The sequence below is a fragment of the Lacinutrix cladophorae genome, assembly GCF_053604645.1.
The window spans coordinates 168,683-192,595 of the sequence record NZ_JBSHNR010000087.1 but is presented as its reverse complement, the minus strand read 5'-3'; the positions used below and the strand labels follow the sequence as shown (position 1 = coordinate 192,595).

Below are 23,913 nucleotides of genomic sequence, written 5' to 3'. Positions count from 1 at the left end.
AAAATCTAGAGGCTTTACCTATATGTGATTTTGGTTATATAACTAATTTAAACTAGTTGTATGGTTCTCCATTTGGTCTTAAATTTTCTGCTCTATACTCTTCACGAGATTGAACCACGTAACGACCTCCTCTTCCATTTGTAAGATTGTAACTTTTATACTCTGTAGAATCTAAACTAGGTTTTCTTGCTTCGACAACTCTAGTAGGCCTTTGTGTTTTTGTTCTAACTGGTTTTGCATCTGCAATTGTTTTTTCTTTTTCTACTCTTACTTTTTCAGGTCTAGGTGTGCGTGCTTTGGTAACTCTTGTTTTCTTTTCTTTTGTAATTTCTTTTTTAACCTTTTTCTTTACTACTCGTTCTTTCTTAATACGTTCCTTTTTTACAGGTACTTCTTTTTCTTCTTCTTTAGTAGCAACTTTTTCTTCTTCAATAACTATTGGCTCGTCCTCAATAATTTCAGGCTCTGTAACTGCTTCTGCAATTAATTCTTCTTCAATAGGATCTTCAATTGGTAAAAGTCTAGAAATTCTAAAAACGATTGTTTTTTGATCTTGGTAAATACCTTCTGTTTTTTCTATTTGAAAAGCAGCAATAGTATACTCTCCAACTGGAACAGATTTTAAAGGAATACTTATTTGCTTTTTCTCTCCTTCTACTGGAAAAACTTTAGCTTCATAAGCACCAATAAACTCTACTTTATATAATTTGTAGTCACTGCTTAAATGTAGCGTATCTCCTGCTCTATTTAAATTGTGCTGTAAACTATTAGCCTCTGAGTTAATATTTTTTGCAATTGTAGAATATACTGTAGTTTGACCAAATGATGCACTAAAGGTCATCAAGGCCATAAATAAACATAATATCGTAATTTTCCCCTCTTTCATTACGTGAATAAATTTGTACCGATTAATTGATTTAATTATTTGCTATTAATCAAATTCCGATCCAAAGATTAGTATAATTTACAAAAAAAAGGAATTTACATATGTTAGATGTAGGTATTTTCGTTGAATACCAAATTTTACAGACGAAATACTATTGAGCTGAAACAAAAGACTTTAGTTTCGAATACAATTCACAAAAAACAAGAAATGCTTACGTTTTTTTACAAAAAACAACAATTTATCAAACCCAACACCTTACCACCAAAGAAACTGTAAGGATTTAATAATTTTCTTGATAAATCTGCAATAATACATCTGGATAATCCGTAATAATTCCGTCTACATTATTATGCATCATTTCTAACATTTCTGAAGCAGTATTAACAGTCCACGGAATTACTTTAAATCCTTGAACATGATATGCACTTGTGTTTTCTTTATTTACTAGTTTATAATACGGACTTATAATTTCTGGTGAAAAACTTAACTGTTTTAATTTTTCTGAAATGTCTTCATTTTCATCTACCAAAAGAGCTACTTGCATTTTTGGTGCTTGTTTTTTTATTTCTTCTAAAATACGAATATCAAAAGATTGCAAATTGCATTGATTAAATACTTGATGCTCATGGATCGTTTGTAAAACTAACTGAACAAATTCTTCCGGTTTTGGAGTAAAAACAGTATCGTATTCGGGAAGTGCCTTAATTTCAATATTGAATTTAATTTCTTTATTTAATGCATTAGAAACAATGAATACTTCACTTAAAGAAGGCTTATAGGCTTTTTGTTTTTCTTGACTTGGAAATCTTTCATGAAATTTAGTTCCGCAATCGTAAGCTTTAATTTCTTCGTGTGTTAGTTGATATAGATTGTACTTTTTAGCATCTGCCTCTGGTATTTCTTTTCCGTTAGCATCTAAACAAATCACAGGGTTCATATAAGGTTCGTGAGATACAATTACAATATTATCTTTAGAAACAGCTACATCCAATTCTAAAGTATGTACACCAAGTACTATTGCTTTTTTAAACCCTTGAAGTGTGTTTTCTGGCATTAAACCTCTACAACCTCTGTGCCCTTGAATGTCTATCGTTTTCGAAGAATTACAGTTCATAAATAAAAACATTAAAAAAAAGACTGTTAGCTTTTGCATTATTCTTCCTTTACAGCAACTATAGTTTGGTTTCTATATTCTTGGAAAGGTTGCTTTAGCAAATTAGTAATACTACTATTTTCTGCTTCGTTAGGAAACACATCCACTCCATAAACTAATTTGTCTCTATCTAATATCATGAAAGTTCCGAAAAGCCTATCCCAAACCGAAAAAATATTTCCGTAATTAGAATCGGTATAAGGCAACACGTAATGGTGATGTACTTTGTGCATATCTGGCGAAACTAAAAAGTAACTTAATGCATTATCTAATTTTCTTGGTAACTTAATATTTGCATGAGTAAATTGTGTTGCGACTAAGGATAAAGATTGATATAACATTACAATTGCTATTGGTGTACCAACTATAAAAACCCCAAAAAGAGTAAATGCAAAACGGATAATACTTTCTAACGGATGATGCCTATTTGCAGTTGTTGTATCTACTTTATGATCTGAGTGGTGAACAATATGAATTTTCCATAATGGTTTTACTTTGTGTTCTACATAGTGTGCCAAATATGCACCAAAAAAATCTAGAAAAAATACACCTAAAAATACATATAAAACTAATGGCATATTAGGAAGCCAGTTAATAATACCAAAGTCATTTATTTTAACCCAATCGGCAGTTTTTAACAATAAAAAGGCTAATGTAAAATTTACAATTATAGTAGTAAGCGTAAAGAATAAATTAGGCACTGCATGTTTCCACTTTTTATAATTGAATTTATACAATGGAAGCACTCCTTCTAATAGCCAAAAAAAAGTGATTCCACCAACAAGAATAAGACTTCTATGTAAGGATGGAATAGTTTCAAAGTAGTTAATAAGGTTTTCCAAATTAGAAAGTTTTAGTTTTTAAAGATACTAAAAAAAAGGAATGCTTGCAGGAAGCAACAATATGCAATAAAAAACACGCTTTATATTTTTATTCTTTTTTTCATAGCTTCTACTATATTAAAAGCAGCAGGACATATAGCAACATTTTTCATGGTAAGATTAGAAATTTGCTGAAATTTTTTTCGATCGGTATGTGGAAATTCACGACAAGCTTTTGGTCTTACATCATAAATAGAACAGTAATTATCTGCACCTAAAAAAGTACATGGTACCGATTGCAACACATAATCGTTTTCTTCGTCTACTCGTAAATAATTCGCAATAAACTGCTGTGGCTTTTGTTTGAAAAATTTAGCTATTCGTTCTACATCTTTATCTGTAAACAAAGGACCTGTTGTTTTACAGCAATTCGCACAAGTTAAGCAGTCTGTTCGCTCAAATTCTTCTTCGTGCAATTCTTGCATGATATAATCTAAATTTTTTGGTGCTTTCTTTTTTAGCTTTGTAAAAAAGGTTTTGTTTTCCTTATGTTTATCTTTGGCAAGCTTTGGGAGCTGATTTAGAAATTCTTCCATAGAAGCAAAAATAGAATTTTTTGAGACACTTTGATCGTGCTTAGTGTGACAAAATAAATAAATAAATAACAGATTGCTAAAGTCTCGCAACAATAATTATATGGAAAAAGATTTATTTGGAAAAGCTTTATTAGATTACCAAAACGGAAACTATACCGAAGACATTATCACTTCTACTAATATTAGTGACGCAGACGAGTTACCAATTCCATATCTTTTTAGAAGTTTTAAGGACATGCCGAAACTAGAACAAAAAGCACTACAACTCTGTAAAGGAAGTGTTTTAGATGTTGGAGCTGGAGCAGGAAGTCATAGTTTATATTTACAAGAAAAAGGCTTTACAATAAAAGCTATTGATATTTCGGAAGGTGCTATTACAGTTTGCAAAAAAAGAGGCATTATTAAAGCAGAAGTAAAAGCGATTTTAAATGAAACGCAAACCTTTGACACTATTTTATTACTTATGAATGGTACTGGAATTTTTCAAGAATTACAACAAGTTGCAATGTATTTGAAGCATTTAAAAAAACTACTAAATCCCGAAGGACAAATACTAATAGATTCTAGCGACATTAAATACATGTACGAAGATGAAGATGGCGGATTCTGGATGGATACCACTGCCAATTATTATGGTGAATTAGATTACTTTTTAAGCTATAAAGACGAAAAAGAAAAACCTATGAAATGGCTCTATTTAGACTTTAATACTTTATTTACTGCTTGTACTTCTGTTGGGTTACAATGCGAATTAATTACCGAAGGAGCACACTTTGATTATTTAGCGAAAATTTACTAATTACAATTCGTATTGTAAAAAGCTGCTATTTCATAAAAATTATCTTTATGCATTTTTTTTGAGTCTAGTTTTTTTACTAAAGCATCACAATCTGCAAAAAATTCCATGGCACGAACACGAAAGCCTTTCACTTTTACTTTCTCTAAGACTTCACCTTCTTTGACTAAAAATAATCGATTATGATTAAAATAATTACTAGCAGAAGGACCTTCTTGTTCCCAAGGGTTTTCGTCATTTTGTATTGATGTTTGCATGTTCGTTTTTTCTGTTCTACCTACAATAGCTACATTTCCTTCTACAATTAGTTGAACAAAAGCTAAACGTTTTTTCTTTTTTGAGATAAACATGGTTGTATATTTATCTACTCTATCTTCTACTTTAAAAAGAACACTATCTACTTGATTCGGTTTATACTTTTCTTTTTTAGCTTTTCTATCGGTTCTAAACTTTAGCATTTCATTAGAAGAAATAGTAATAGCATTATAGGGCTGCAAAGGCAAAAAGGCTTGTCCTGTTTTTACTTCGCCTGATTTTAAAAACACCTCTGCATCTGTCCATCCATATTGAGCAACTAGAGAATGACTAACAAAAACAAAAAAGAGTATCGTTATTAATTTACTTTGCATGATTCCGATTAAAATTAGAGATTTCTTTTTGCTTTACGTAATCGCTTTTTTTCGTCTTTGGTGTATTGCTTGTATGCTGCAATAGTTTTTAAATCTGCTTTACCAGTAATAGCAACATCGTAACCTAAATTAGACATTTTAATCTGTAGTGTATTCAATTTGGCTTTATCCTTTGCTAACTTTGAAAACTCACAATCTATAGTTTGCCAATTTGATAAGTTTCCATCTTCCAGAATGCATTTAACATAGCATTTTCCAGGTTCAGGATTAGGAGGTAGCTCTTGCGCTAAACTGTTTAAAGAAAAAAGCGCAATAAAAATGATACATAAGAAATATTTCATCTTACAAATTAAATCCTTTTTCACTTAGTTTATCTACAATTGTTCTATAAAAACCACTACTCCACATTTCCGAAATCTGGCTCATAGATGCATTCATAGAGTCTTGAGAACCTGTGATTTTTTGTCCGGTATCACTTCTATAAAATTCGGTTAAAGCTACTTTATCACCTTCGGTAAGGTTTTCTGCTTTTTTAAACATATTCTGTCCAGCTTTGGTAGCGTATAAAGCGTTCATGTTTTTTACATCTTGGTGTGTAAAATGGCCACGATAAGCAGATACTACCATTTGGCTTAGTTCTTCTAAAGATTCTGTTTTAAGACCTTTAAGTTCGGTCCAAAGCGACGCAGGAACTCCTTGAGAAGCATATTGTTCTTGTAGCATAGAAAACATTTGGTCTACTACATTTTCGTAATAATCATAAGTACCATTGCTTTTAATACATTGTTTTACATCTTCACTATAGGCATCTACTTGTGCAAAAGTTGTTGTAGTTATAATTAATGCTAGTATAAATGTGTATATTTTTTTCATGTTTACTTTCCGCGAAAGCGGTAATCTTAGTTAATAAATATTTTTACAAAGAAAGCAATTATTGTGCCACGCCACCTATAAAAGTTTGTTGTACTTTAATTTTAGGAATTTCTTGAACAGCAACTTGCATGATATCTTTATCTAATATAATAAAAACTGCATACTTTCCAGTTTCTATGCTTCCTTTTTCTCGATCTACAAAATTAGCTTAAGCTTCCCAAATAGTCATTTCTTTAAAGTTTCTTTTCCTAAGCGTTCTTCTGCCCAATACATATCGTTTGTGCTTCCTAGTCCTACAAACTTCTCCTCTTTTATGGCAAAAGCGTATGCGTTTTCAAAGTTAGGATTAACAGTGTAACATTTGCTTTCGTGATTAAAATGTCTACTTATTCTTTTTCATAATTACCAAAGAATATTAATAAAAAGGCGAGTATACTTTTCCTGACTATAATGTCCATACGCAATACAATTTAACTTAAAAAAAGAATGAATCAAAGTGGTGTTATTAAGTTAAACAAGAAAAGTATTCAAAAATAGAACGCTTATATTTTAAAACCCTTTTGAGTTTCGATTTTTAGATTTTGAATCCGTTTTAGTAGGACAGCTTGTCTTAAAAATCAAATTTATAAGTTGCTCCTGCTAAAAACTGAAGCCCTTGTACGGGATAGTTTTGCCAACGATTGTATTCTTGGTTTGCAATATTATTTATTTTAGCAAATGCAGACCATCTATCGTTAATATGATAACCAACGTGTGCATTAGCATCAAAATAACTTTTTAAAGGGATAGTTTCTGTAGGATTTAATAAATCTACAAACAACGGATTGTCAATATCATTAAAACCGGCTAACCCTTTACGTTCTCCTACAAAAAATAAATTTGCACCTGCAAACCACTGTTTGGTAATTTGATAATCTAAAAACAGATTTGCTTTAAAGTTTGGAAGATTCCATGCTTCCGCTTCTTGATCTACATTATAAGAAAAATATGCCGCTTTAACACCTAATGTAAAATTACGATTTAGGTCTGCATTTATTTCTCCTGAAACTGAAAAGGTAGAAACATCATCGTAAACGATTCCAAAAGAATTTCCATTTTGGTATGCTTCATCGGCATCAAACCCGTAAGGAACCAAATTATTTCTATACATTGCTTTATCGTTTTCTCTACTATATTTTCCATCAATATTATAATTTACACCATTAGCCACTTTCCCTTTTAAACCTACAAAAACATTATACTTTTGATCGGTTGGTGTTATAAATAATGTTGGAGATACAAATGGGTTTTCTTGCGCAAAATCGTAATAAGTGTTTTGAATTAAGTCTCCTTTAATTCCTCCATAAGCGATTAAAATTTCATCTACCATTCTGTACGAAGCTTTTATATTAGGATAGATGAAAAATTTATTATCTCCATATTCTGTATCGTTTAAATAGAAGAAAGAAACTCCTAAGTCTAGGGTTAGATCCTCTTTAATTAATTGATACGTTGGCGAAATACCAATATTAAAGTTTCCATATTTTAATTCTTCATCTATAGCATAATTTCTATCGAATTTCCCTCCTAAGTAATCTACTTGTAAGCCAATATTAAAATCTAAATCCTGAATAGAGACATCTCCGTTAGTTTGGATTAACAATCTATTTTCACCAGAACTATTATTGTCTCCAAAACGTCTATATAAAATACTTGCTTCGTTTATATACGAATCTGTAAAGGCAACATCTGCTCCAAGATTAAAGCCTAAAAAAGCATGATCTACATCCCCAATAGCATCGGCAGCATCTTTAATATATAAAGGTTGCGGCAAGCCGTACCAGTTGTATTTTTGGTGTAGAAATCCGCCTTCAATATTCCATGCTAAATCGCGTTCATTTCTAGAGTAATTAGCACTTACTTTAGTATTCGAAAAATTATCGTCTAAAAGAATATCATTAATTCCGCCTTGTGATGAATGATGACTCACATAACCACCAACACTTTCGGTTCTACTAAAGGCATGATTTAAATATACTTCACCTAAAATAGAAGTATACATACCTCCTGCTAAAGTGGCATAATTATCATACAATTTTGCAGGTTCTTCTTTATCTACAACAGCAGCTTTTCCTTTTGCAGGAGTAAATGTAGAAGCCACAGGAAAAGAAAAAATGTTGTATTTAATTTCCTTTTTTGTAGTAGTCGTTGCATCATCTAAAGACGGAATTTCTTTTACTTTAAATGCATCGGAAACAGAAGGAGTATATGGTTTTACAACTTGAATAACATCTGGATTTAGAGTATCCTGTTCTCTTTCTTGTGAAAAACCTAATGTAGAAACAATGGTTAGGATAAAAATTAGAATTTTATTTTTTTGCTTTCGCATATCTTTTTGATATTTATTTGAACGATGAAATGCTATAACTTGGCTTAGCATGACCTTTTTTTTTAACGCTTATAGCTTGTAACAAAACTAATCTTCTGGTACAACAGAAGCATTTGTTTTTGCTTGTTCCGTTTTTATTTTGTTTAATTCGGTTTGTGCTTCTGTAACAACATCGGTATAGCTTGCAAAATTTTTAACTACACTTTCTAGAATATAGGTTGCTTGAAAGGCATCGTCCAGAGCATAATAGTTTTTCGCCATAACAACTAATCCTTTTGCACTATAGTATTTATAACCCGAATAATCTTTTGCTAATCGTTGCATAGTTTCGTTAGATGCTTTATAACTTCCAGCTTTATTTTCAAAATACCCGTTGTAAAATAATGCTTCTGCTGCAGTTTTTCCTGTTGCGGTAAGCGCTACTTGTGCATAAGCCGTTTTTGCCTTTGCTTCGTCTCCTGTTTTTATTGCAGAACGAGCAATAATAACATGTGCATCGCTTTTAATTTTATTATCTAAGCCATTTTTTAATAGTACTTTTTCCGCGTAAGCGACCGCTTCATTATACTGTTCTAACTCGTAATTTGCTTTCATTAAATTAGATTGTGCAAAAATAACATTCTGCGGAAAACTAGCTTCTGTTTCTAACCTACTTAGCACAGGTATAGCTGCAGTCCAATTTTTATTTTCGGTATACACTTGTGCTAAACGCAATAAAGATTCTTCGGTAAATTCACTTTGCGAAGCATCGATTACATATTGAAAATGAGGAATAGCAGTTTCTTTTAAATCTTTTTTAAAATATAATTCTGCGATATAAAAATGCGATTGTAAAGCATGTAATCCGTTTGGGAACTGATTTAAATACACATTAAATTGTTGGATTGCTTGATTTGTATTATTGTCTAAATATTTCTTCTCTGCTGCTTCGTAGGTTGTATTATCTAAATCGGCATCTGTAACTTCTACATAATCTAATGTTTGCACCCAAGACGCGTATTCGTCGACTCTACCAGTATCTATATAAATTAAACGTGCAGTTGCCACAGCTTGATTAGCTTCTGGTGTACTTGGAAAATCTGCAGCAATTTGTTTAAACTTCACTAAAGCAGGATCATTTTCGCTGGCATTATAATGCACTAATCCTTGGCGTAAAAGTGCTTTTGGCACGAATACACTACTATTATATTCGCTATTTAAACGGTTATAAGACTGCATTGCTTTTTCAGTATTGCCAGCCTTTACATAAGAATTACCTAGTTCGTACATAGCATCATCTCGTAAAGTAGATTTTGGATACTTCGAAATAAAAGTTTCTAATTCGGAAATCTTTTTCGTAGCATCTCCTGCATAACCAGCACTTAATGCTTTTTGAAAAAATGCATAATCGGATTCTATTTCTCCAATTTGAATGGCTTTATTATATGCTTGAATTGCTTCGTTATATTGACTAGAAACGAAATAACCATCCCCTAAACGAAGGTATGCATCATTCCTCCTAACCGGATCTTCTTTTCTTTTAGTAATAAACTGATTGAAATACGGTGTTGCTTGTGTGTAGTTTTTCTGTTTAAAATACGTGTATGCAATATTGTAATCTAAGTTGGTAATTTCTGGTGTTTGAGATGCAGAAGTTTGCTGTTCAAACTGTTTAAAACCGACTAAAGCATCCTCAAAATTAGAAAGATTATAATCTGTTTCTGCTTTCCAAAAAGTAGCTCTTGCAGTATATTTAGCATCTTGTGGTTCTTTTAATGAAGCATCAAAAAGGCTTTCTGCTTCTTGATATTTACTATCGTTATACAATTCGATCCCTCTATAAAAGGTTACTTTTTGATAAGCGACTTTATTTTCAAAACTTTTTTTTCCTTCTAATAATTTTAAAGCCTCCTTGTAGTTTTTAGATGTGATATAAGAATCTATTAGTAGAGTTTCCATTTCACTCTTATAAGATGTCTCTGGATATTTTTCTAAATAAGCAGCTAATACCTGCGGAGCCGATTGATAGGGATTTCCTATTTCGTAACTAATTTTTGCATAGTTTAACCACGCATCTTCTTGAATTTTTAAATCGTAATCCATTTCGGAAGCATTACGAAACGCATTTAAAGCCTGTTGTTTTTTATTAACATTTACATAGCTTTCTCCTAAATGATAGTATGCATTTTGCGCTACACTATTATTACCTCCTATTATTTTATTGAACTCACTTATTGCTTTGTCATAGTCTTTTTGTTTGTAGTAAGCGTAACCTAATTGGTAATAATCTGTGTTATTCCATTTACCACGAGTTCCTTCGTATTTGGTTAAAAATGGAATAGCTTCAGCATATTTTTCTAGATTAAAATAACTTTCGCCTATAATTTTATTGAGTTGAGACACTTCAGTTTCATCACTATTTGGTAGTTGTTCTTTTGCTAATGTAATTGCTTCTTCAAACTTGCCAAGTTTAAAATGTAAATCTGCTTGATAATAGGAAAGTTTTTCTTTGTATTTTTCTTCTTCTCCTACCTGATTAAAGTATTCATTTGCCTTGTCATAATCATCATTTTCATAAGCCATAAAACCGATATAATATTTTGCTTGCGCTCCATATCTTCCTGAATTTTCTACACGACTTAAATACTCTCTTGCAGTTTTATAATCTTGAGTTACAAAAGCAACATAGCCATTATTAAAGTTATAGCGTTCTTTTTCTGATCTAGCCAATCCGCTTTCTTCCACTTTATCATACCATTTTTTAGCATGTGCATATTTTTCGTTAACAAAATAATAATCTGCTACATCTGCATATGCTGTATTTCGTTTGGTACTTGTTGGATACTTTGCTACAAAATCTTCGATTAACTGATCTGCATTTTGTTGGTTTAAACGCACTGCACAATTAGCAATATAAAATGCACAATCACTATGTAACACATCTGTTTTTGCTGTTTTTTTTATTTGATTAAATAAAGACTGAGCTGCCAGATATTGTTGATTATTATATAAACTAAGTGCTTTTTGATACGCTACTAAATCATTAGTATATGCTACAGATTGTTGCGCTATTATTTGAAAACTACAAGCAATAGCTAGGAGAAATATATAAAGGTTTTTTCTAGTCATGGACTATGTTTTTTATTCAAGAATCAAATATAAATCAATATATAAATGATAACGTTAGAATTTTGTTATAATTATACACCGAGTTATTAATAATTAGTGCTGTTTACTAATTATTAGACACAGAAATATTGAGAAGTCTTCGTTTTAAGAAAACTTTTAAATTATAACTTTTCACTTTTAATTTATTAATAATACATTTACAACTCTTAAAACCAAAATACTATATGTCGAATCCTGTTTTACAATTAAAAGATGTTTCTATTTTTCAAGGAAATAACTTAGTCCTTTCTGATGTTAATGTAGAAGTAAACAAAGGTGATTTTGTGTATTTGATTGGAAAAACGGGTTCTGGAAAAAGTAGCTTTATGAAAACCCTTTATGGCGATTTAGCTTTAACAGAAGGCCAAGGACATATAGTAGATCATGACTTACGAAAACTAAAAGAAAAGGAAATTCCATTTTTAAGACGAAAATTGGGTGTTGTTTTTCAAGACTTTAAATTACTTACAGATAGAACCATTAACGACAATTTATTATTTGTTTTAAAGGCTACTGGTTGGAAAGACAAAGCTAAAATGAAAACTAGAATAGACGAGGTTTTAGATAAAGTTGCAATGAAAACCAAAGGTTTTAAATTTCCGCATGAACTTTCTGGAGGAGAACAACAAAGAGTTGCTATTGCTAGAGCTTTGCTTAATGATCCTGAACTAATACTTGCCGATGAGCCAACAGGAAATCTAGATCCGCAAACTAGTATTGAAGTTATGGAAGTTTTACAAGAAATAAATAAAAACGGTAATACTATTTTAATGGCAACACATGATTATGCATTGTTATTAAAATACCCAAGTAAGACTTTAAAATGTGATGAGAATCAGATTTTTGAAGTTGTACAACGTAAAGGTTAAAACAACCTCTTAAAAAAACGTTTTAAGCCACTTTCTTTTTTAGAAGGAGTTGCTTTTAATTGTTTATCTTTCTTAAATTCAATAATAAAAACGCCAAAATTATTTAATGTTTTATTTCTTGAAGGATCTACTGCCTGCATTGGCACTGTAATTTTAGAGTCTTCCGTTACAGTTCCAGATTTTAAAATATGGTTTAAATCCTCAACATCTGTAATAGTAAAAGCGCTTCCTTTTTCGATATTATATTCCGAGAAATCGACAACTACGTCTTGTTCTTCCTTATTAAAAAGTACTACTCGAAAGCTGTTATTTTTATATTCACTTTTTGTGATATCTAAAACATTGTTTAGATTAAAAGCACCAATATGTTTTTTCTGGCTACTAATATCGATGTTAAACATGGATTTCCATTTGTTAAGTGGATAGTTTGTTTTATTAATTCGAAAAGCATCGTTATTTTTAGAGTAGTATAAATTGTTACTAAACTTCCAGTTTTTATTTTTTGCCAAATCAAAAACGGAATTTGTAAAATTCATATAACCAGTATAGACAATATTATTTTTAAAGGTTAATGTTTTTGCGTATAATATTCTGAGTGCATTATTTCTTCCTAAAATAATATTATTATCTACCACAACATTCTCTACTGGTGACTTGTGGTAAAAACCTAAAGTTAAAGAAGGTGCATCTCCATTAACCTCATTTTTTAGATAGTTTGTATTGTGGTACAATATGTTATTGGTTACTTTAATATTTTTAGCAATGTTTATGGCATTTCTATCATCTGAAGCTACAATAATATTATCTACCGTATATTTATTTGCAGGCAAACCACTATTAAAAATCACATTATTATCTAAAGTTATGTTCTTCACATATTCAAAATCTGCTTTTCTTCCTGCAGACCAAACCTCAATACCTTTGTAGTAGTTATTAAAAATAACATTGTTTTTTATAATTCTTTCTTCTTCACTTTTATTCTGCACATAAAAACCTTCTCCTGCTCCTCTTCCTTTTTCATTAATTACACCATTATTAAAAACAAAACACTCTGTAATTAAAGTTCCTCCTGTACTTTTCCAAGAGCCAAAACCCAAACCTGGATTATTGTATATTTTAAGGTTAATAAACTTGCAGTTTCTTCCCGACAAATGATATACACCTGCGATTTGATTTTTGAAGTTGGCATCTTTTTTATTTCTAGAAAATTCACCTAACCATGTAACTTCAAAATCTTTATAAATTACTTGTCCGCCTCGAATTCCTAATGTTTGTTCTTTTGTTGAAGCAACATTTCCATTTAAAATTACGCTTTCTTCTTGGTATGCACTTACCGTTATATATGTATTAGGTATTGTACAGTTAAGCGTACTATTATACCTGCCATTATACACACCTTCGTGCAACCAAATAGTATCGCCTCCTTTAACCACCTTAATAGATTGTTTTAATGCGGTCTGCAGATCCCAAGGGTTTTGCAAAGTACCATTACCAGTAGCTGTTCCTGGCGACGTTTTATGGTCTACTGGAAATACATGAAACTCTTGTTGCGCATAGCCAACAGCAACAATTAATACAGATAATAAGGTTAGATAAATTTTATTCATAGTAACAAAATTACAATTACTATACCAATAGCAAACAGATTACATTATTTTTGTTAGTTTTGAACAAATCTAACAAGCATTCATGCTCTCTATTTTAATTCCTACATACAACTATAACATTAGCGCACTTGTTGAAGAAGTGTATGCGCAAACAAAACAGCTATCTGTAGATTTTGAAATATTATGTTATGATGATGGTTCGACAGATAAAAATATTATTACTGCTAATAAAGAAATAAATAATTTAGAAAACGCTCAATATTTAATACTTGAAAAAAATATTGGTCGAAGCGCTATTCGGAATCTTTTAGCAAAAGAGGCAAAAAACGAATGGTTACTTTTTTTAGATGCAGATGTATTACCAAAAGAAAGCAATTTTATTGCTACCTATTTACAGGCTATAACAAAAGCTTCGCAAGTAATTTATGGTGGCATTTTATATACTAAAAAAAAGCCTGACGATGACCATTTACTGCGTTGGACCTACGGAAAAAAGCGAGAAGCATTAGCTACTAAAAAAAGGAACGAAAATATTTATTTAAGCTTTTTAACCTTAAATTTTTTAATAAGAAAAGATATTTTTAATGTAGTTTCCTTTGATGAAGACATTCCTAACTTAAGACATGAAGACACTTTATTTTCTTACCATTTAAAATTAAATAAAATAAAAGTCGAACATATTGAAAACCCAACCTATCATTTAGGTTTAGAAAAAAGCAGTCTGTTTTTAAAAAAATCTATTGAATCTGTAGACGCCTTACATTTATTTTTAAAACAAAACTTAATACCCAAAAATTATACTTTAATTACAAGAGTCTTTTTTAGTATAAAAAGATTAAAGCTTCCATTTTTATTTGCCTTTATTTATAGAACGTTTAAAGGTTCTTTTGAAAAAAATTTACTTTCAAAAAAACCGTCTTTATACCTATTTGATTTATATAGATTAAGCTACCTTTGTTATTTACATATCTAATAAATGCCATTTTTCTCCATAGTAATTCCATTATACAACAAAGAACACTTTATTGTCAACACAATAAAAAGTGTACTTGAGCAAACATTTCAAGATTTTGAAATTATTGTGGTTAATGATGGTTCTACGGATGCGAGTTTAAAACTATTAGATACTTTTAACGATTCTAGAATACAAATATTTACGATAAAAAACCAAGGTGTTGCACATGCTAGAAACTATGGAATAGAAAAAGCAACTGCAGCTTATATTGCGTTTATAGATGCTGATGACTTATGGTTAAACAACCATTTAGCACAACTTAAAAAATTACAAGAAGATTTCCCTAACTGTGGTTTATATGCAAATGCATATGTAAAAAAAATGGGTGAAATCGCTTTAGAATCCGATTATATAGACATTCCTAATGCATGGAATGGTATTGTTAAGGACTATTTTAAATCCAGTCAATTTAGCTGTGTTGCATGGACATCTGCAGTAATGGTTCCTAAAAAAACATTGGAGGCCTTTAATGGCTTTGATGAAAAAATTACACTTGGCGCTGGAGAAGACACCGATTTATGGATGAAAATAGCGATACAACATCCAATAGCTTTTAACAATAATGTTACTGCCGTTTATAACTTACATGCAGATAACAGAATTTCTAATGCCAATACCAATTTAAGACAGTTTTTAGATTTAGATGTATATGAAGAAGCTGCTAAAAACAATCCTTCTTTAAAAAAATATCTAGATTTCAATAGATTTTCTATTGCTTTGCAATACAAACTTGTAGGTAATAAAGAGAAGATGGATTTTTATTTAAAGCATTTAAACAAGCGTAATTTAAATGCAAAACAACGTTTTATACTTAGTTGCAATAAAAGCACTTTATTGTTTTTAATGAAAACACAAAAAGTACTACGACAGTTTCACGTTAATTTAAGTCCGTTTAAATAACTCGAAGTCTTTGTATTCTCGAATGTAATCGCTCTCTTCAAAAACATCTGAAGCTAACACCAAACAAACAGATCCGGAAGAAAAATCTTCCAGCTCACGCCAAATCCCTGTTGGAATTAACAACCCTTTATTTGGCTTATTAAGTGTAATAGATTGTTTTTGTTTTCCATCATCTAGAATCACAGTAAAACTACCACTTAAGGCAACCAAGAATTCTAATTGCTCTTTATGTGCATGACCACCTCGATATGCATCACTGGGCACATCATATAAATAATACACTCTTTTAATCTCAAAAGGAGTACAATCTTTCTCTATAACAGCTAGATTACCTCTACTATCGGCAATTCGAGGTATATCAATAATTTTAATATCTTTTATAATAGTATGACTCATGTACTTTCAATTATTTTTTTCCAATTCTTAGAAATCTTCTCTATAGAAAACCTAGCAACACTTTGTTTTGCATTTGCTTTACAGTGTTGATACAATGTTTTGTCAAATATAAAACTATCCATAGCTTCCGCTAGTGCATTTATGTCATAATTTTCTACTAACAATCCATTTACCTTATTTTGTATTACTTCTCTTGGCCCAGAATTACAGTTCACAGAAATTACTGGAGTTGCTAATGCTAACGATTCTGGAATTACCATAGGGAAACCTTCGTGTCTACTTGTAAGCATAGTAAACAAAGCATTTTTAACATACGGATACGGATTTGCGGTAAACCCCTTAAATACCACATGTGTTTCTAATTGTATTTTTTTTGTGTATGTTATTATTTCATTTAGATCTTCACCATTACCGAGAATCCATAATTTAATGTTTTGGGTTGGCAATTTGGATGCTTTATATCCATTTAATAAAAGTTTTAAATTCTTGTGTTCATCGTCTATCCGTCCGTAATAAATAATATACGTACTCTTTTCTGCTTCAACCACATTGAAATCTAAAGCCTTTCTTTCTATATCCTCAAAATCAAATGCATTATAAATAGTATGCATCTTTTTAATTTGAAATTCTTTTTTAAATTTCTGATTTATTTCTTCGGAAACCGCCGTAAATGTTTCGTTTTTATACAACCACGCATTCAACCATTTATAAGGAGTAAATGTTTTTTCTTGCACATAATTATGAAGTACATAAATTACAGGAATATGTCTGTATAAATATTTTGTGAATATATATTCTCTGTAGGCTAAGATACGATATCTATTATCGATAATACAATCAAAATGATGCTCTTTAAAGTATTGCTTTAATTTTCGGAATCTTTTTATTTTCCCTAAAAAAGTATCATTTTTATCTTTAAATTCCCCTAAATTAAAAAGCGTACCAGAATACTCATATTCTACTTGTGATAACAGCGTTACCACATGTACATTATATCCTAGATTATGCAAAATAGTGGTAAGTGTTGCCGAAGATTTTTCTGCTCCTCCTTTAGCTAATGAAGGAGTAACGACACAAATCTTTTTTTTATTGTTATTTTGCAAGGGTAAATTTTTAGAAACCAAAGATAGTAAATGAAAATTTTATTAATAGGAGAATATAGTAGATTACATAATTCTTTAAAAGAAGGGTTAGAATCGCTTGGAGCACAAGTTACTATTGCCGGTTTTGGTGATGACTTTAAAAATTATCCTGTCGATATTTATTTAAAAAACGCGTATAACAAAGGGATTCTACTTTTAGCAAAAAAAATCATCTATAAATTAACAGCAATAGATATTACTTCTTTAAGTACGAAAAGGCAAATTAACAAACACAAAAGTAAGCTTGTTAATTTTGATGTTGTCCAATTAATAAATGAAAACCCTTTTTGTACAATTCCGAAATTAGAGATCACATTATTACAACACCTTTTCAAACATAATAAAAAAGTGTTTTTACTGTCTTGTGGTACCGATTATATCAGTGTAAATTATGCTTTTGACAAAAAGTTTAGATACTCCATTTTTACTCCGTATGAAAACAATAAAGTCTCTAAAGCTAATTACTGGAATGTATTAAAATGGCGTACAAAACCTTTTAAAAAATTACATGATTATGTTTTTAAAAACATTCAAGGCGTAATTTCAAGCGACTTAGATTATCATTTACCAATGCGTAATGACAATAAATATATTGGCTTAATACCGAACCCCATAAACACAGATAAAGTAAAAGTAGAGCCTATAAACATTACAAATAAGATTGTAATTTTTCATGGCATAAATGACAAGAATTACTACAAAAAAGGTAATGATTTATTTGATGAAGCATTACAAATAATTAAAGATAAATATCCCTCAAAAATTGAGATTATTGAAGCTAGAAGCCTTCCGTATTCCGAATATATAAAATCTTATAATTCTGCTCATATCCTTCTGGATCAAGTATTTGCTTATGACCAAGGTTATAACGCCTTAGAAGCAATGGCAAAAGGAAAAGTGGTTTTTACTGGAGCAGAACAAGAATGGTTAGATTATTATCATATTGAAGAAGATACTATTGCTATAAATGCCTTACCAGATGCTAAAAAAATTGCAGAAAAATTAGAATGGCTAATTCTACATCCGGAGAAAATTGCTGAAATTTCTAAAAACGCTAGAGCTTTTATTGAAAAAGAACATCATTACGTTTTAATAGCTAAAAAGTATTTAGAAGCTTGGTCTATAACGCGCTAAATTAATGTCCTTATCCTTTTCACTAAAGCGCCTCTTAGTATAACATTTTCAGGCAAAACCTTTCCTTCGAAGCAAATAAAGGTATTCTCTATTTCAACTGAAGATGGATAGGATCTAAAACGAACTTCTTTCATTCTAATAGTAAAAAATACAATTCAGAAAAAAAAAAAAAAAACGTACTAGTCATTAGCTTCATCTACATCAGGAATAACACCAAACAACGAAGAACTAAAGATTAATAAGATTACCACATAGTAAATAAGGTAATTAACAAAGTGAGCTATTGCTGCCCCTTTTACACCATACAAGTCAATAAAATATATGTTCGCTAAATACATTAATAGTACAGAAAACGCTTCGGTTATTATATAGTGCCAAAACATATTTTTTGCTAAAAACTGATAGGCTATTACAATGGATAAAATCTTAACAAAATCACCTAGTAGTTGCCAAAAAAACAAATCTTCTACGGGTTTAAATTCGGCAGTAAAAACAATTGCAACAATATACGATCTAAGGAAATAAATAATAACTAAACCTACCGCAAAAATGGGGATTATCGTTTTATAAAACCCAAAAACTTCTTTTCTAAATTCTTTAACGTTATCTATTTCAGACAAACGAGGTAAAATATATAAGGTTAACAAAGAACTTACAAACATTAAATAATACTTTGATATTCGTGTCATTGCTTCCCAAAAACCAGCAGCTTGAGGACTAACATTATCTATAATATAAGTACGAACTGCAATTGCTACAAGAGGTAAAATTATTGCAGAAAACAATGCCATTACCGAATATGAGCTTAATTTTTTAATAGAAGAAAAACTTATACTCTTAACCTTTACTAGCGGCATTAAGTTTCGATGATTTAAAATACCAACCAGAGTAATTAATAAAATTAAAGACTCCGCAATTACAATAGCAATTAAGGCGCCGTCTATTTTATTTAACCAAATTAAAACAATCGTTATAAGCGCTCCTAAAACTTGACCAATAATACTAATAATAAGAATGATTCTATATTTGGAAAACCCATTTAAAATGGAGAAAGCGAACATATTCAACGCATAGAAAGGTAATGCAATTGCAAATATTTTAATTACATACGCATAATTATTATATGCTGGAAAAAGATAGTTATTGATATGTTCTGCATTAAAATAACTTAAAAAAGAAACCAGAAAAGTAGATATAAAACCTAAGTAAAAGACGGTCGATAAGGTTTTACTTAATTCTAAAGCATTGTCTTTAAACTCTGCCACATATTTAACCACGCCGTTATAAAGCCCAAGAATAGAAATGGATTGTGCGGAATGTAAAAAATTACGCAAATTCCCAATTAAAGCCATTCCTTCTGCTCCTATAAAATAAGCAATAGCTTTAGAGGTTAAAAAACCCGTAAGTATTTTAGTTAAAACTGCCGCAGAGTTTAGCGAAGCAACTTTAAATAAAACATTAGAGTTTATATAATTTAATACGCGCTTCATCGGTTTACACGTTTTGATTTATTGCGTATAGAGGAAGCATTTGCATATATTTTTTTTAGATAAAATGTAGGTCGAAATATTTTCAATTAATAGCCGTTTAAAATTTTAATAACTTGCGTTACCTCGTCAGCTGTAAGAACAGGACTCATAGGTAAACTTACAATGTTTTTATGAATTTCTTCTGTTATTGGCAATTCTAATGACTCAAATGCTTTAAATGCCTCTTGTTTATGGGGCGCAATAGGATAATGCATTAAAGTTTCTATTTGATGTTGATCTAAATAATTTATAAAATGGTCTCTATTTTCTACTAAAACTACAAACACATGAAACACATGATTGTTAGAATTATTATAAAACGGAAGTATTACTTTTTCGTTATTAACTTCGGCAATATAGCGCTTTGCTACCTGTCTTCTAATTTCATTATCTGCATCTAACGTTGGAAGTTTTACATTTAAAAATGCGGCTTGAATTTCGTCCAATCTATTATTAAATCCGATTAGTTCATTTACATATTTTTTGGAAGCACCGTAGTTTCTTATTTTTTTAATCACTTCTGCTAAAGCAGTATTATTTGTAGTAACTGCTCCTGCATCACCTAAAGCTCCAAGATTTTTACTCGGATAAAAACTAAAGGCTGCAGCATCACTTAAATTTCCCGCTTTTTTGTTGTTTTCATACACTGCACCATGTGCTTGTGCTGCATCTTCGACAACTAATATATCATGCTTTTTTGCAAGTATATTAATACGTTCCATATCTGCTATTTGTCCGTATAAATGTACCGCAAGAATCGCTTTTGTTTTTGGTGTTATTTGCTTTTCAATATTAGCGACAGAAATATTATAAGTGTTTAGGTCTGGTTCTACAAAAATCGGTTTTAATCCAGCTTGCATTACCGATATGATACTTGCTATATATGTGTTTGCAGGCACAATAACCTCGTCATTATCTTGTAATAGGTCAAGTTCTTTATAGGCCTTAAATATTAAAATTAATGCATCTAAGCCATTACTTGTTCCAACACAATGTTTGGTACCGCAATAGTTTGCAAAGTTGGTTTCAAAAGCTGTTACTTGCTTGCCTAAAACATAATAACCAGAATTTAAAAACTGTTGAAACTGTTCTTGAAACTGCATTTCAAAACGTGCATTAATTTTATGTAAGTCTAGAAACTTAATCATATAAAAATAGCATCAAGGTTATTAATATTTTTTAAATCTATTTGGTAAAAGTCTTGCGTAATGGTTCTTGCTCCAAAACCTTCTTTCCAGTATTGCAATCCTTGATTTATATTTTTGCTTTGGTTTTCATTCGAGATTCCGAAATCAAAATAAGCTTTATCGGCAAAGACTTCCTGCATCAAATATAGATGTAAAAAATCTAAACTTCCTATTATATTTTTATCTTCATTACCAGAAATGTATTGGGAATGCGCAACATATTTTGTTTCAAAAATAGTAGTTCCAGCAACAATTTCATCGTTCTTATACACGTTAAATTGTCTAATTTGTTTTGGAAACTTACGCTTTAAATATGTAATTTCTGCTAAACTATGAACTGGTTGCGCTTCATGCTTCGCATTTAAATTTGGTACGAGAATCGTATTCCAAAAAGCATCGAACGTTTCTACTTCTTCCACTACCAAATTATTTTTTAAAGCTCTTTTATTTCCTGCAATTCTATCTTTAGATGGCTTTGGTTTTTGCTGCACATTTAAAACCGAAAGCGTATCTCTACGAATCAGATCTGCTTTCAAAATAAAAGACAAATACTGCATTTCATCATTTGGCACCAAACTATAAAAAGAAGGAAGCTCTTTTAGCTGTATACTTTCAAACCCATTTTTTTTATAAAAACTTAAGGCTGCTTTTAAACAGTCGGCAAACTCTTTTAGTTTTATGGTTTCTAAAACTACCATTCCGCCATACGTTAAACCTTGATGCGAGTATATTTTATTCCCTACAAAGTTAGCAGGTAAAACAGCTATGAGTTTTTCTTTTTTAAAAACAAGTATCGAGTAATCGTTAAATCGATCTTCATGGTATTCTATAAAGTCTCTATGAAATAGAAAAGTAGCATTTTTGGCTTTCGTTATAAAACGATCCCAAAGTGCTTTATGCTCCGGTTTATATTTATGTATCGTGAAAATAATTACTGCGTTTTTTTAGAAAGCTGAATTTACTAATTTAAAAGCTATTTATGTAATTTAACCGCTTTGAAGTTTAGTTTCCCTCCTTTATTAAATTATAATCGCCATTACTTTTTATTGCTTGCTGTGGCTTACGGAATATACCGTTTTTATTATCTAGGTAATAGCTTTCATCTTCTTCTAGATTATTTAGGTAGGTTTCATCTTCACTTAACACTGAAAACAAAACTCGGAACAAATTAACATTGGATTTTAATTTCACATCTTCATCTCCTACTAAATTACCATTCCATTTTATAGCTAATAATGAAGAAAAAATAGAATTCATATTTTGAATACTATTATATTTTTCCGTAAAGTTATCTAAACCAAGCATTCCTCCATGATCTGCAATTACTATTACAATAGCATCCGGGTCTTGAATAGCTATATGATTGATCGTTTTTTTTAACCATAAATTGGCCTCCTTAATTCTACTTAAATACCATTCTCTTTCGATTTCTACATCTGTAATATCATCATAAAGTATAACGTGATGCGGCATTAATTTTTCTACAAAGAAGAATTTTGGATTAGAAGCATCTATTTTCATCATTTCCTTTAAATCGACTAAAACATCTTTTTCGACATTTCCACCATGACTAAAAAGCGGTATTTCCTTTAGGCTAATATTTCTATAATCATACTTTTGATCACTATTATTGTGTTGAAAATATTCATTTTCAACAACCAAAAATGTACTATAATTATTCTTGTCCAAAATAGAAATAACCGGATTTTCACCACTTATAACATCTCGTGCATTTAGCATTTCTAGTGAAGGAAAAATATATTCACCAAAATAGTGATGTTTCATACTAAACATGGATGCATTAGAGGTCAAAGTAGCTGGATAATTGCTTCTAAAATCGGGATATACTTTAAAGCCTTCTGTTTCTAGCCAATTATATATTTCACTTTCCGAATTATATGGCGCCTGGCTTAAAACCTCTTTACTAACATAACCATCTGGCTGTATTAAGTAAATATTTGGTGTTTTTGTTAGCTCCACATTTTCAATAGCATCTGGTTGTTCTTGCCAGCTTAATGGTTTAAAAGAATCATATAAAGAAATTACAATTTTACAAAAAGGAAAAATACACATTAGTACTACTAATACTAAAAGCTTCTTGTAGGATTTGTAAAACTTAAAGGATAATAAAAAGGCAAGAATATAGATAAGAACTAAAGCCTTCTTCATTAGTTTGAAATAAATAATTTGAGATAAAAATGTAGCAACAACAATAATTACAAGAACAAAAAGCAAATGTTTTTTATACTTTTTTAAAGCGGGTAATCTATTAAAGATAAAATAAGAAATGGTAAAAACAAAAACGGAAACCCCCACAAATAAAAGAAAAAAGGTTGCAAATTGTTCTAGTGAGTTTTTAGAAAAAAAGTAGTTAGAATAAAAATATAATAAAGGATACAAACCACATATTAATCCTGCTAGTAGTGGCGTATCTTTATCTGAATTTATGAAGTTTAATATTTTGTTTTTAATCATAGTGCTAAATTCAACTTGCAAGTGAAATCACTTACTTATTCGTTTTTTTTATCTAGTTTTATAATAGGCAGGTAATTTAGTCATTTTCTAACTTTTATAATTCTTCTCTAAGGTAATTTTATATAGATGGATAAAGAAAAGTTAATTTTCAATATTATTTATACGTATTACTAGAATATATTTTAAGAATAAGCTCTTGTTTTAATCCAATAACTCTATATTTAAACTCTCTAAATTAAACTTCTTTTGAAAGCTAAAAAACTTTTTAACACTAACTACATTCTATTATTTGGTTATGCTTTGATTTTTTTTTACTTACTGTATAAAGGAGCTATTTACTATCCTGACTCTCCGAGTTATTTAGAAGCAAACATTTTTAGATCTCCTGGC

Annotated in this window: 21 protein-coding genes; 5 read left to right on the top strand and 16 right to left on the bottom strand. The window is 30.3% G+C overall.

Annotation, left to right across the window (positions count from 1 at the left end):
- Nucleotides 1-52: 52 nt before the first annotated feature.
- From ACVC3Y_RS05635 to ACVC3Y_RS05620, 4 genes are all read right to left on the bottom strand, one after another.
- On the bottom strand, nucleotides 53-886 hold the full coding sequence (locus ACVC3Y_RS05635) for a hypothetical protein (protein WP_452226338.1): 834 nt from the start codon (nucleotides 884-886) through the stop codon (nucleotides 53-55).
- A gap of 280 nt (nucleotides 887-1,166) precedes the next feature.
- Nucleotides 1,167-2,000, bottom strand: a complete 834-nt coding sequence (locus ACVC3Y_RS05630; protein ID WP_452226337.1) for a glycerophosphodiester phosphodiesterase family protein — start codon at nucleotides 1,998-2,000, stop codon at nucleotides 1,167-1,169.
- Between the two features lie 38 nt (nucleotides 2,001-2,038).
- On the bottom strand, nucleotides 2,039-2,881 hold the full coding sequence (locus ACVC3Y_RS05625) for a sterol desaturase family protein (protein ID WP_303426210.1): 843 nt from the start codon (nucleotides 2,879-2,881) through the stop codon (nucleotides 2,039-2,041).
- 80 nt (nucleotides 2,882-2,961) lie between these two features.
- Nucleotides 2,962-3,456, bottom strand: a complete 495-nt coding sequence (locus ACVC3Y_RS05620; RefSeq protein WP_303426208.1) for a YkgJ family cysteine cluster protein — start codon at nucleotides 3,454-3,456, stop codon at nucleotides 2,962-2,964.
- A 100-nt stretch (nucleotides 3,457-3,556) separates the two neighbouring features.
- Here ACVC3Y_RS05620 and ACVC3Y_RS05615 point away from each other — a divergent pair, with 100 nt between their 5' ends.
- On the top strand, nucleotides 3,557-4,255 hold the full coding sequence (locus ACVC3Y_RS05615; protein ID WP_303426207.1) for a class I SAM-dependent methyltransferase: 699 nt from the start codon (nucleotides 3,557-3,559) through the stop codon (nucleotides 4,253-4,255).
- Here ACVC3Y_RS05615 and ACVC3Y_RS05610 read toward each other — a convergent pair.
- From ACVC3Y_RS05610 to ACVC3Y_RS05590, 5 genes are all read right to left on the bottom strand, one after another.
- Nucleotides 4,252-4,881 carry a hypothetical protein gene (locus ACVC3Y_RS05610; RefSeq protein WP_303426206.1) on the bottom strand — a complete coding sequence of 210 codons (630 nt, stop codon included), beginning with the start codon at nucleotides 4,879-4,881 and terminating at the stop codon, nucleotides 4,252-4,254. The genes ACVC3Y_RS05615 and ACVC3Y_RS05610 overlap by 4 nt on opposite strands.
- 14 nt (nucleotides 4,882-4,895) lie before the next feature.
- Nucleotides 4,896-5,222 carry a hypothetical protein gene (locus ACVC3Y_RS05605; protein ID WP_452226336.1) on the bottom strand — a complete coding sequence of 109 codons (327 nt, stop codon included), beginning with the start codon at nucleotides 5,220-5,222 and terminating at the stop codon, nucleotides 4,896-4,898.
- A gap of 1 nt (nucleotide 5,223) precedes the next feature.
- Entirely contained in the window at nucleotides 5,224-5,754 is a 531-nt protein-coding gene (locus ACVC3Y_RS05600) for a DUF2059 domain-containing protein (protein ID WP_452226335.1), read from the bottom strand.
- A 610-nt stretch (nucleotides 5,755-6,364) separates the two neighbouring features.
- Nucleotides 6,365-8,122, bottom strand: a complete 1,758-nt coding sequence (locus ACVC3Y_RS05595; protein WP_452226334.1) for a TonB-dependent receptor — start codon at nucleotides 8,120-8,122, stop codon at nucleotides 6,365-6,367.
- Nucleotides 8,123-8,209: 87 nt separating this feature from the next.
- A complete protein-coding gene (locus ACVC3Y_RS05590) occupies nucleotides 8,210-11,230 on the bottom strand; it encodes a tetratricopeptide repeat protein (protein ID WP_452226333.1) in 3,021 nt (1,006 codons plus the stop codon).
- Nucleotides 11,231-11,454: 224 nt separating this feature from the next.
- Between ACVC3Y_RS05590 and ACVC3Y_RS05585 the strand changes: the two genes are divergently transcribed.
- Complete coding sequence (locus tag ACVC3Y_RS05585) at nucleotides 11,455-12,138, top strand: cell division ATP-binding protein FtsE (RefSeq protein ID WP_452226332.1); 684 nt, start codon at nucleotides 11,455-11,457, stop codon at nucleotides 12,136-12,138.
- On the opposite strand, the gene ACVC3Y_RS05580 is transcribed toward ACVC3Y_RS05585, so the two are convergent.
- Nucleotides 12,135-13,745: a hypothetical protein gene (locus ACVC3Y_RS05580; protein ID WP_452226331.1), complete on the bottom strand. Its 1,611-nt coding sequence runs from the start codon at nucleotides 13,743-13,745 to the stop codon at nucleotides 12,135-12,137. The genes ACVC3Y_RS05585 and ACVC3Y_RS05580 overlap by 4 nt on opposite strands.
- 82 nt (nucleotides 13,746-13,827) lie before the next feature.
- Between ACVC3Y_RS05580 and ACVC3Y_RS05575 the strand changes: the two genes are divergently transcribed.
- Nucleotides 13,828-14,718 (top strand): glycosyltransferase family 2 protein, encoded by an 891-nt coding sequence (locus ACVC3Y_RS05575; protein ID WP_452226330.1) that lies wholly within the window; start codon nucleotides 13,828-13,830, stop codon nucleotides 14,716-14,718.
- Nucleotides 14,719-14,721: 3 nt separating this feature from the next.
- A complete protein-coding gene (locus tag ACVC3Y_RS05570; protein ID WP_303426193.1) occupies nucleotides 14,722-15,660 on the top strand; it encodes a glycosyltransferase family 2 protein in 939 nt (312 codons plus the stop codon).
- Here ACVC3Y_RS05570 and ACVC3Y_RS05565 read toward each other — a convergent pair.
- Both ACVC3Y_RS05565 and ACVC3Y_RS05560 read right to left on the bottom strand, forming a co-directional pair.
- A complete protein-coding gene (locus tag ACVC3Y_RS05565; protein WP_303426190.1) occupies nucleotides 15,643-16,056 on the bottom strand; it encodes a sugar 3,4-ketoisomerase in 414 nt (137 codons plus the stop codon). The genes ACVC3Y_RS05570 and ACVC3Y_RS05565 overlap by 18 nt on opposite strands.
- Nucleotides 16,053-17,159 carry a glycosyltransferase gene (locus tag ACVC3Y_RS05560; RefSeq protein WP_303426188.1) on the bottom strand — a complete coding sequence of 369 codons (1,107 nt, stop codon included), beginning with the start codon at nucleotides 17,157-17,159 and terminating at the stop codon, nucleotides 16,053-16,055. The genes ACVC3Y_RS05565 and ACVC3Y_RS05560 overlap by 4 nt, the downstream gene beginning before the upstream one ends.
- Before the next feature lie 30 nt (nucleotides 17,160-17,189).
- On the opposite strand from ACVC3Y_RS05560, the gene ACVC3Y_RS05555 reads away from it, so the two are divergent.
- Entirely contained in the window at nucleotides 17,190-18,332 is a 1,143-nt protein-coding gene (locus tag ACVC3Y_RS05555; RefSeq protein ID WP_303426186.1) for a glycosyltransferase, read from the top strand.
- A gap of 179 nt (nucleotides 18,333-18,511) precedes the next feature.
- Here ACVC3Y_RS05555 and ACVC3Y_RS05550 read toward each other — a convergent pair whose 3' ends face one another.
- From ACVC3Y_RS05550 to ACVC3Y_RS05535, 4 genes are all read right to left on the bottom strand, one after another.
- Nucleotides 18,512-19,822, bottom strand: coding sequence for an O-antigen translocase (locus tag ACVC3Y_RS05550; protein ID WP_303426185.1), 1,311 nt, complete (start codon nucleotides 19,820-19,822; stop codon nucleotides 18,512-18,514).
- Nucleotides 19,823-19,908: 86 nt separating this feature from the next.
- Nucleotides 19,909-21,009 (bottom strand): DegT/DnrJ/EryC1/StrS family aminotransferase, encoded by a 1,101-nt coding sequence (locus ACVC3Y_RS05545; RefSeq protein WP_452226329.1) that lies wholly within the window; start codon nucleotides 21,007-21,009, stop codon nucleotides 19,909-19,911.
- Nucleotides 21,006-21,746 carry a GNAT family N-acetyltransferase gene (locus tag ACVC3Y_RS05540; protein WP_368389422.1) on the bottom strand — a complete coding sequence of 247 codons (741 nt, stop codon included), beginning with the start codon at nucleotides 21,744-21,746 and terminating at the stop codon, nucleotides 21,006-21,008. Before ACVC3Y_RS05540 ends, ACVC3Y_RS05545 begins: the two co-directional genes overlap by 4 nt.
- A gap of 304 nt (nucleotides 21,747-22,050) precedes the next feature.
- Entirely contained in the window at nucleotides 22,051-23,523 is a 1,473-nt protein-coding gene (locus tag ACVC3Y_RS05535) for a hypothetical protein (protein WP_303426182.1), read from the bottom strand.
- Nucleotides 23,524-23,913 lie beyond the last annotated feature (390 nt).

Coding starts and splice junctions, on each gene's coding strand:
- ACVC3Y_RS05605 (WP_452226336.1), bottom strand. CDS start 5,222: ATGAAATATTTCTTATGTATCATTTTTATTGCGCTTTTTTCTTTAAAC.
- ACVC3Y_RS05600 (WP_452226335.1), bottom strand. CDS start 5,754: ATGAAAAAAATATACACATTTATACTAGCATTAATTATAACTACAACA.
- ACVC3Y_RS05610 (WP_303426206.1), bottom strand. CDS start 4,881: ATGCAAAGTAAATTAATAACGATACTCTTTTTTGTTTTTGTTAGTCAT.
- ACVC3Y_RS05595 (WP_452226334.1), bottom strand. CDS start 8,122: ATGCGAAAGCAAAAAAATAAAATTCTAATTTTTATCCTAACCATTGTT.
- ACVC3Y_RS05555 (WP_303426186.1), top strand. CDS start 17,190: ATGAAAATTTTATTAATAGGAGAATATAGTAGATTACATAATTCTTTA.
- ACVC3Y_RS05575 (WP_452226330.1), top strand. CDS start 13,828: ATGCTCTCTATTTTAATTCCTACATACAACTATAACATTAGCGCACTT.
- ACVC3Y_RS05635 (WP_452226338.1), bottom strand. CDS start 886: ATGAAAGAGGGGAAAATTACGATATTATGTTTATTTATGGCCTTGATG.
- ACVC3Y_RS05550 (WP_303426185.1), bottom strand. CDS start 19,822: ATGAAGCGCGTATTAAATTATATAAACTCTAATGTTTTATTTAAAGTT.
- ACVC3Y_RS05620 (WP_303426208.1), bottom strand. CDS start 3,456: ATGGAAGAATTTCTAAATCAGCTCCCAAAGCTTGCCAAAGATAAACAT.
- ACVC3Y_RS05535 (WP_303426182.1), bottom strand. CDS start 23,523: ATGATTAAAAACAAAATATTAAACTTCATAAATTCAGATAAAGATACG.
- ACVC3Y_RS05565 (WP_303426190.1), bottom strand. CDS start 16,056: ATGAGTCATACTATTATAAAAGATATTAAAATTATTGATATACCTCGA.
- ACVC3Y_RS05540 (WP_368389422.1), bottom strand. CDS start 21,746: ATGGTAGTTTTAGAAACCATAAAACTAAAAGAGTTTGCCGACTGTTTA.
- ACVC3Y_RS05615 (WP_303426207.1), top strand. CDS start 3,557: ATGGAAAAAGATTTATTTGGAAAAGCTTTATTAGATTACCAAAACGGA.
- ACVC3Y_RS05580 (WP_452226331.1), bottom strand. CDS start 13,745: ATGAATAAAATTTATCTAACCTTATTATCTGTATTAATTGTTGCTGTT.
- ACVC3Y_RS05545 (WP_452226329.1), bottom strand. CDS start 21,009: ATGATTAAGTTTCTAGACTTACATAAAATTAATGCACGTTTTGAAATG.
- ACVC3Y_RS05590 (WP_452226333.1), bottom strand. CDS start 11,230: ATGACTAGAAAAAACCTTTATATATTTCTCCTAGCTATTGCTTGTAGT.
- ACVC3Y_RS05585 (WP_452226332.1), top strand. CDS start 11,455: ATGTCGAATCCTGTTTTACAATTAAAAGATGTTTCTATTTTTCAAGGA.
- ACVC3Y_RS05630 (WP_452226337.1), bottom strand. CDS start 2,000: ATGAACTGTAATTCTTCGAAAACGATAGACATTCAAGGGCACAGAGGT.
- ACVC3Y_RS05570 (WP_303426193.1), top strand. CDS start 14,722: ATGCCATTTTTCTCCATAGTAATTCCATTATACAACAAAGAACACTTT.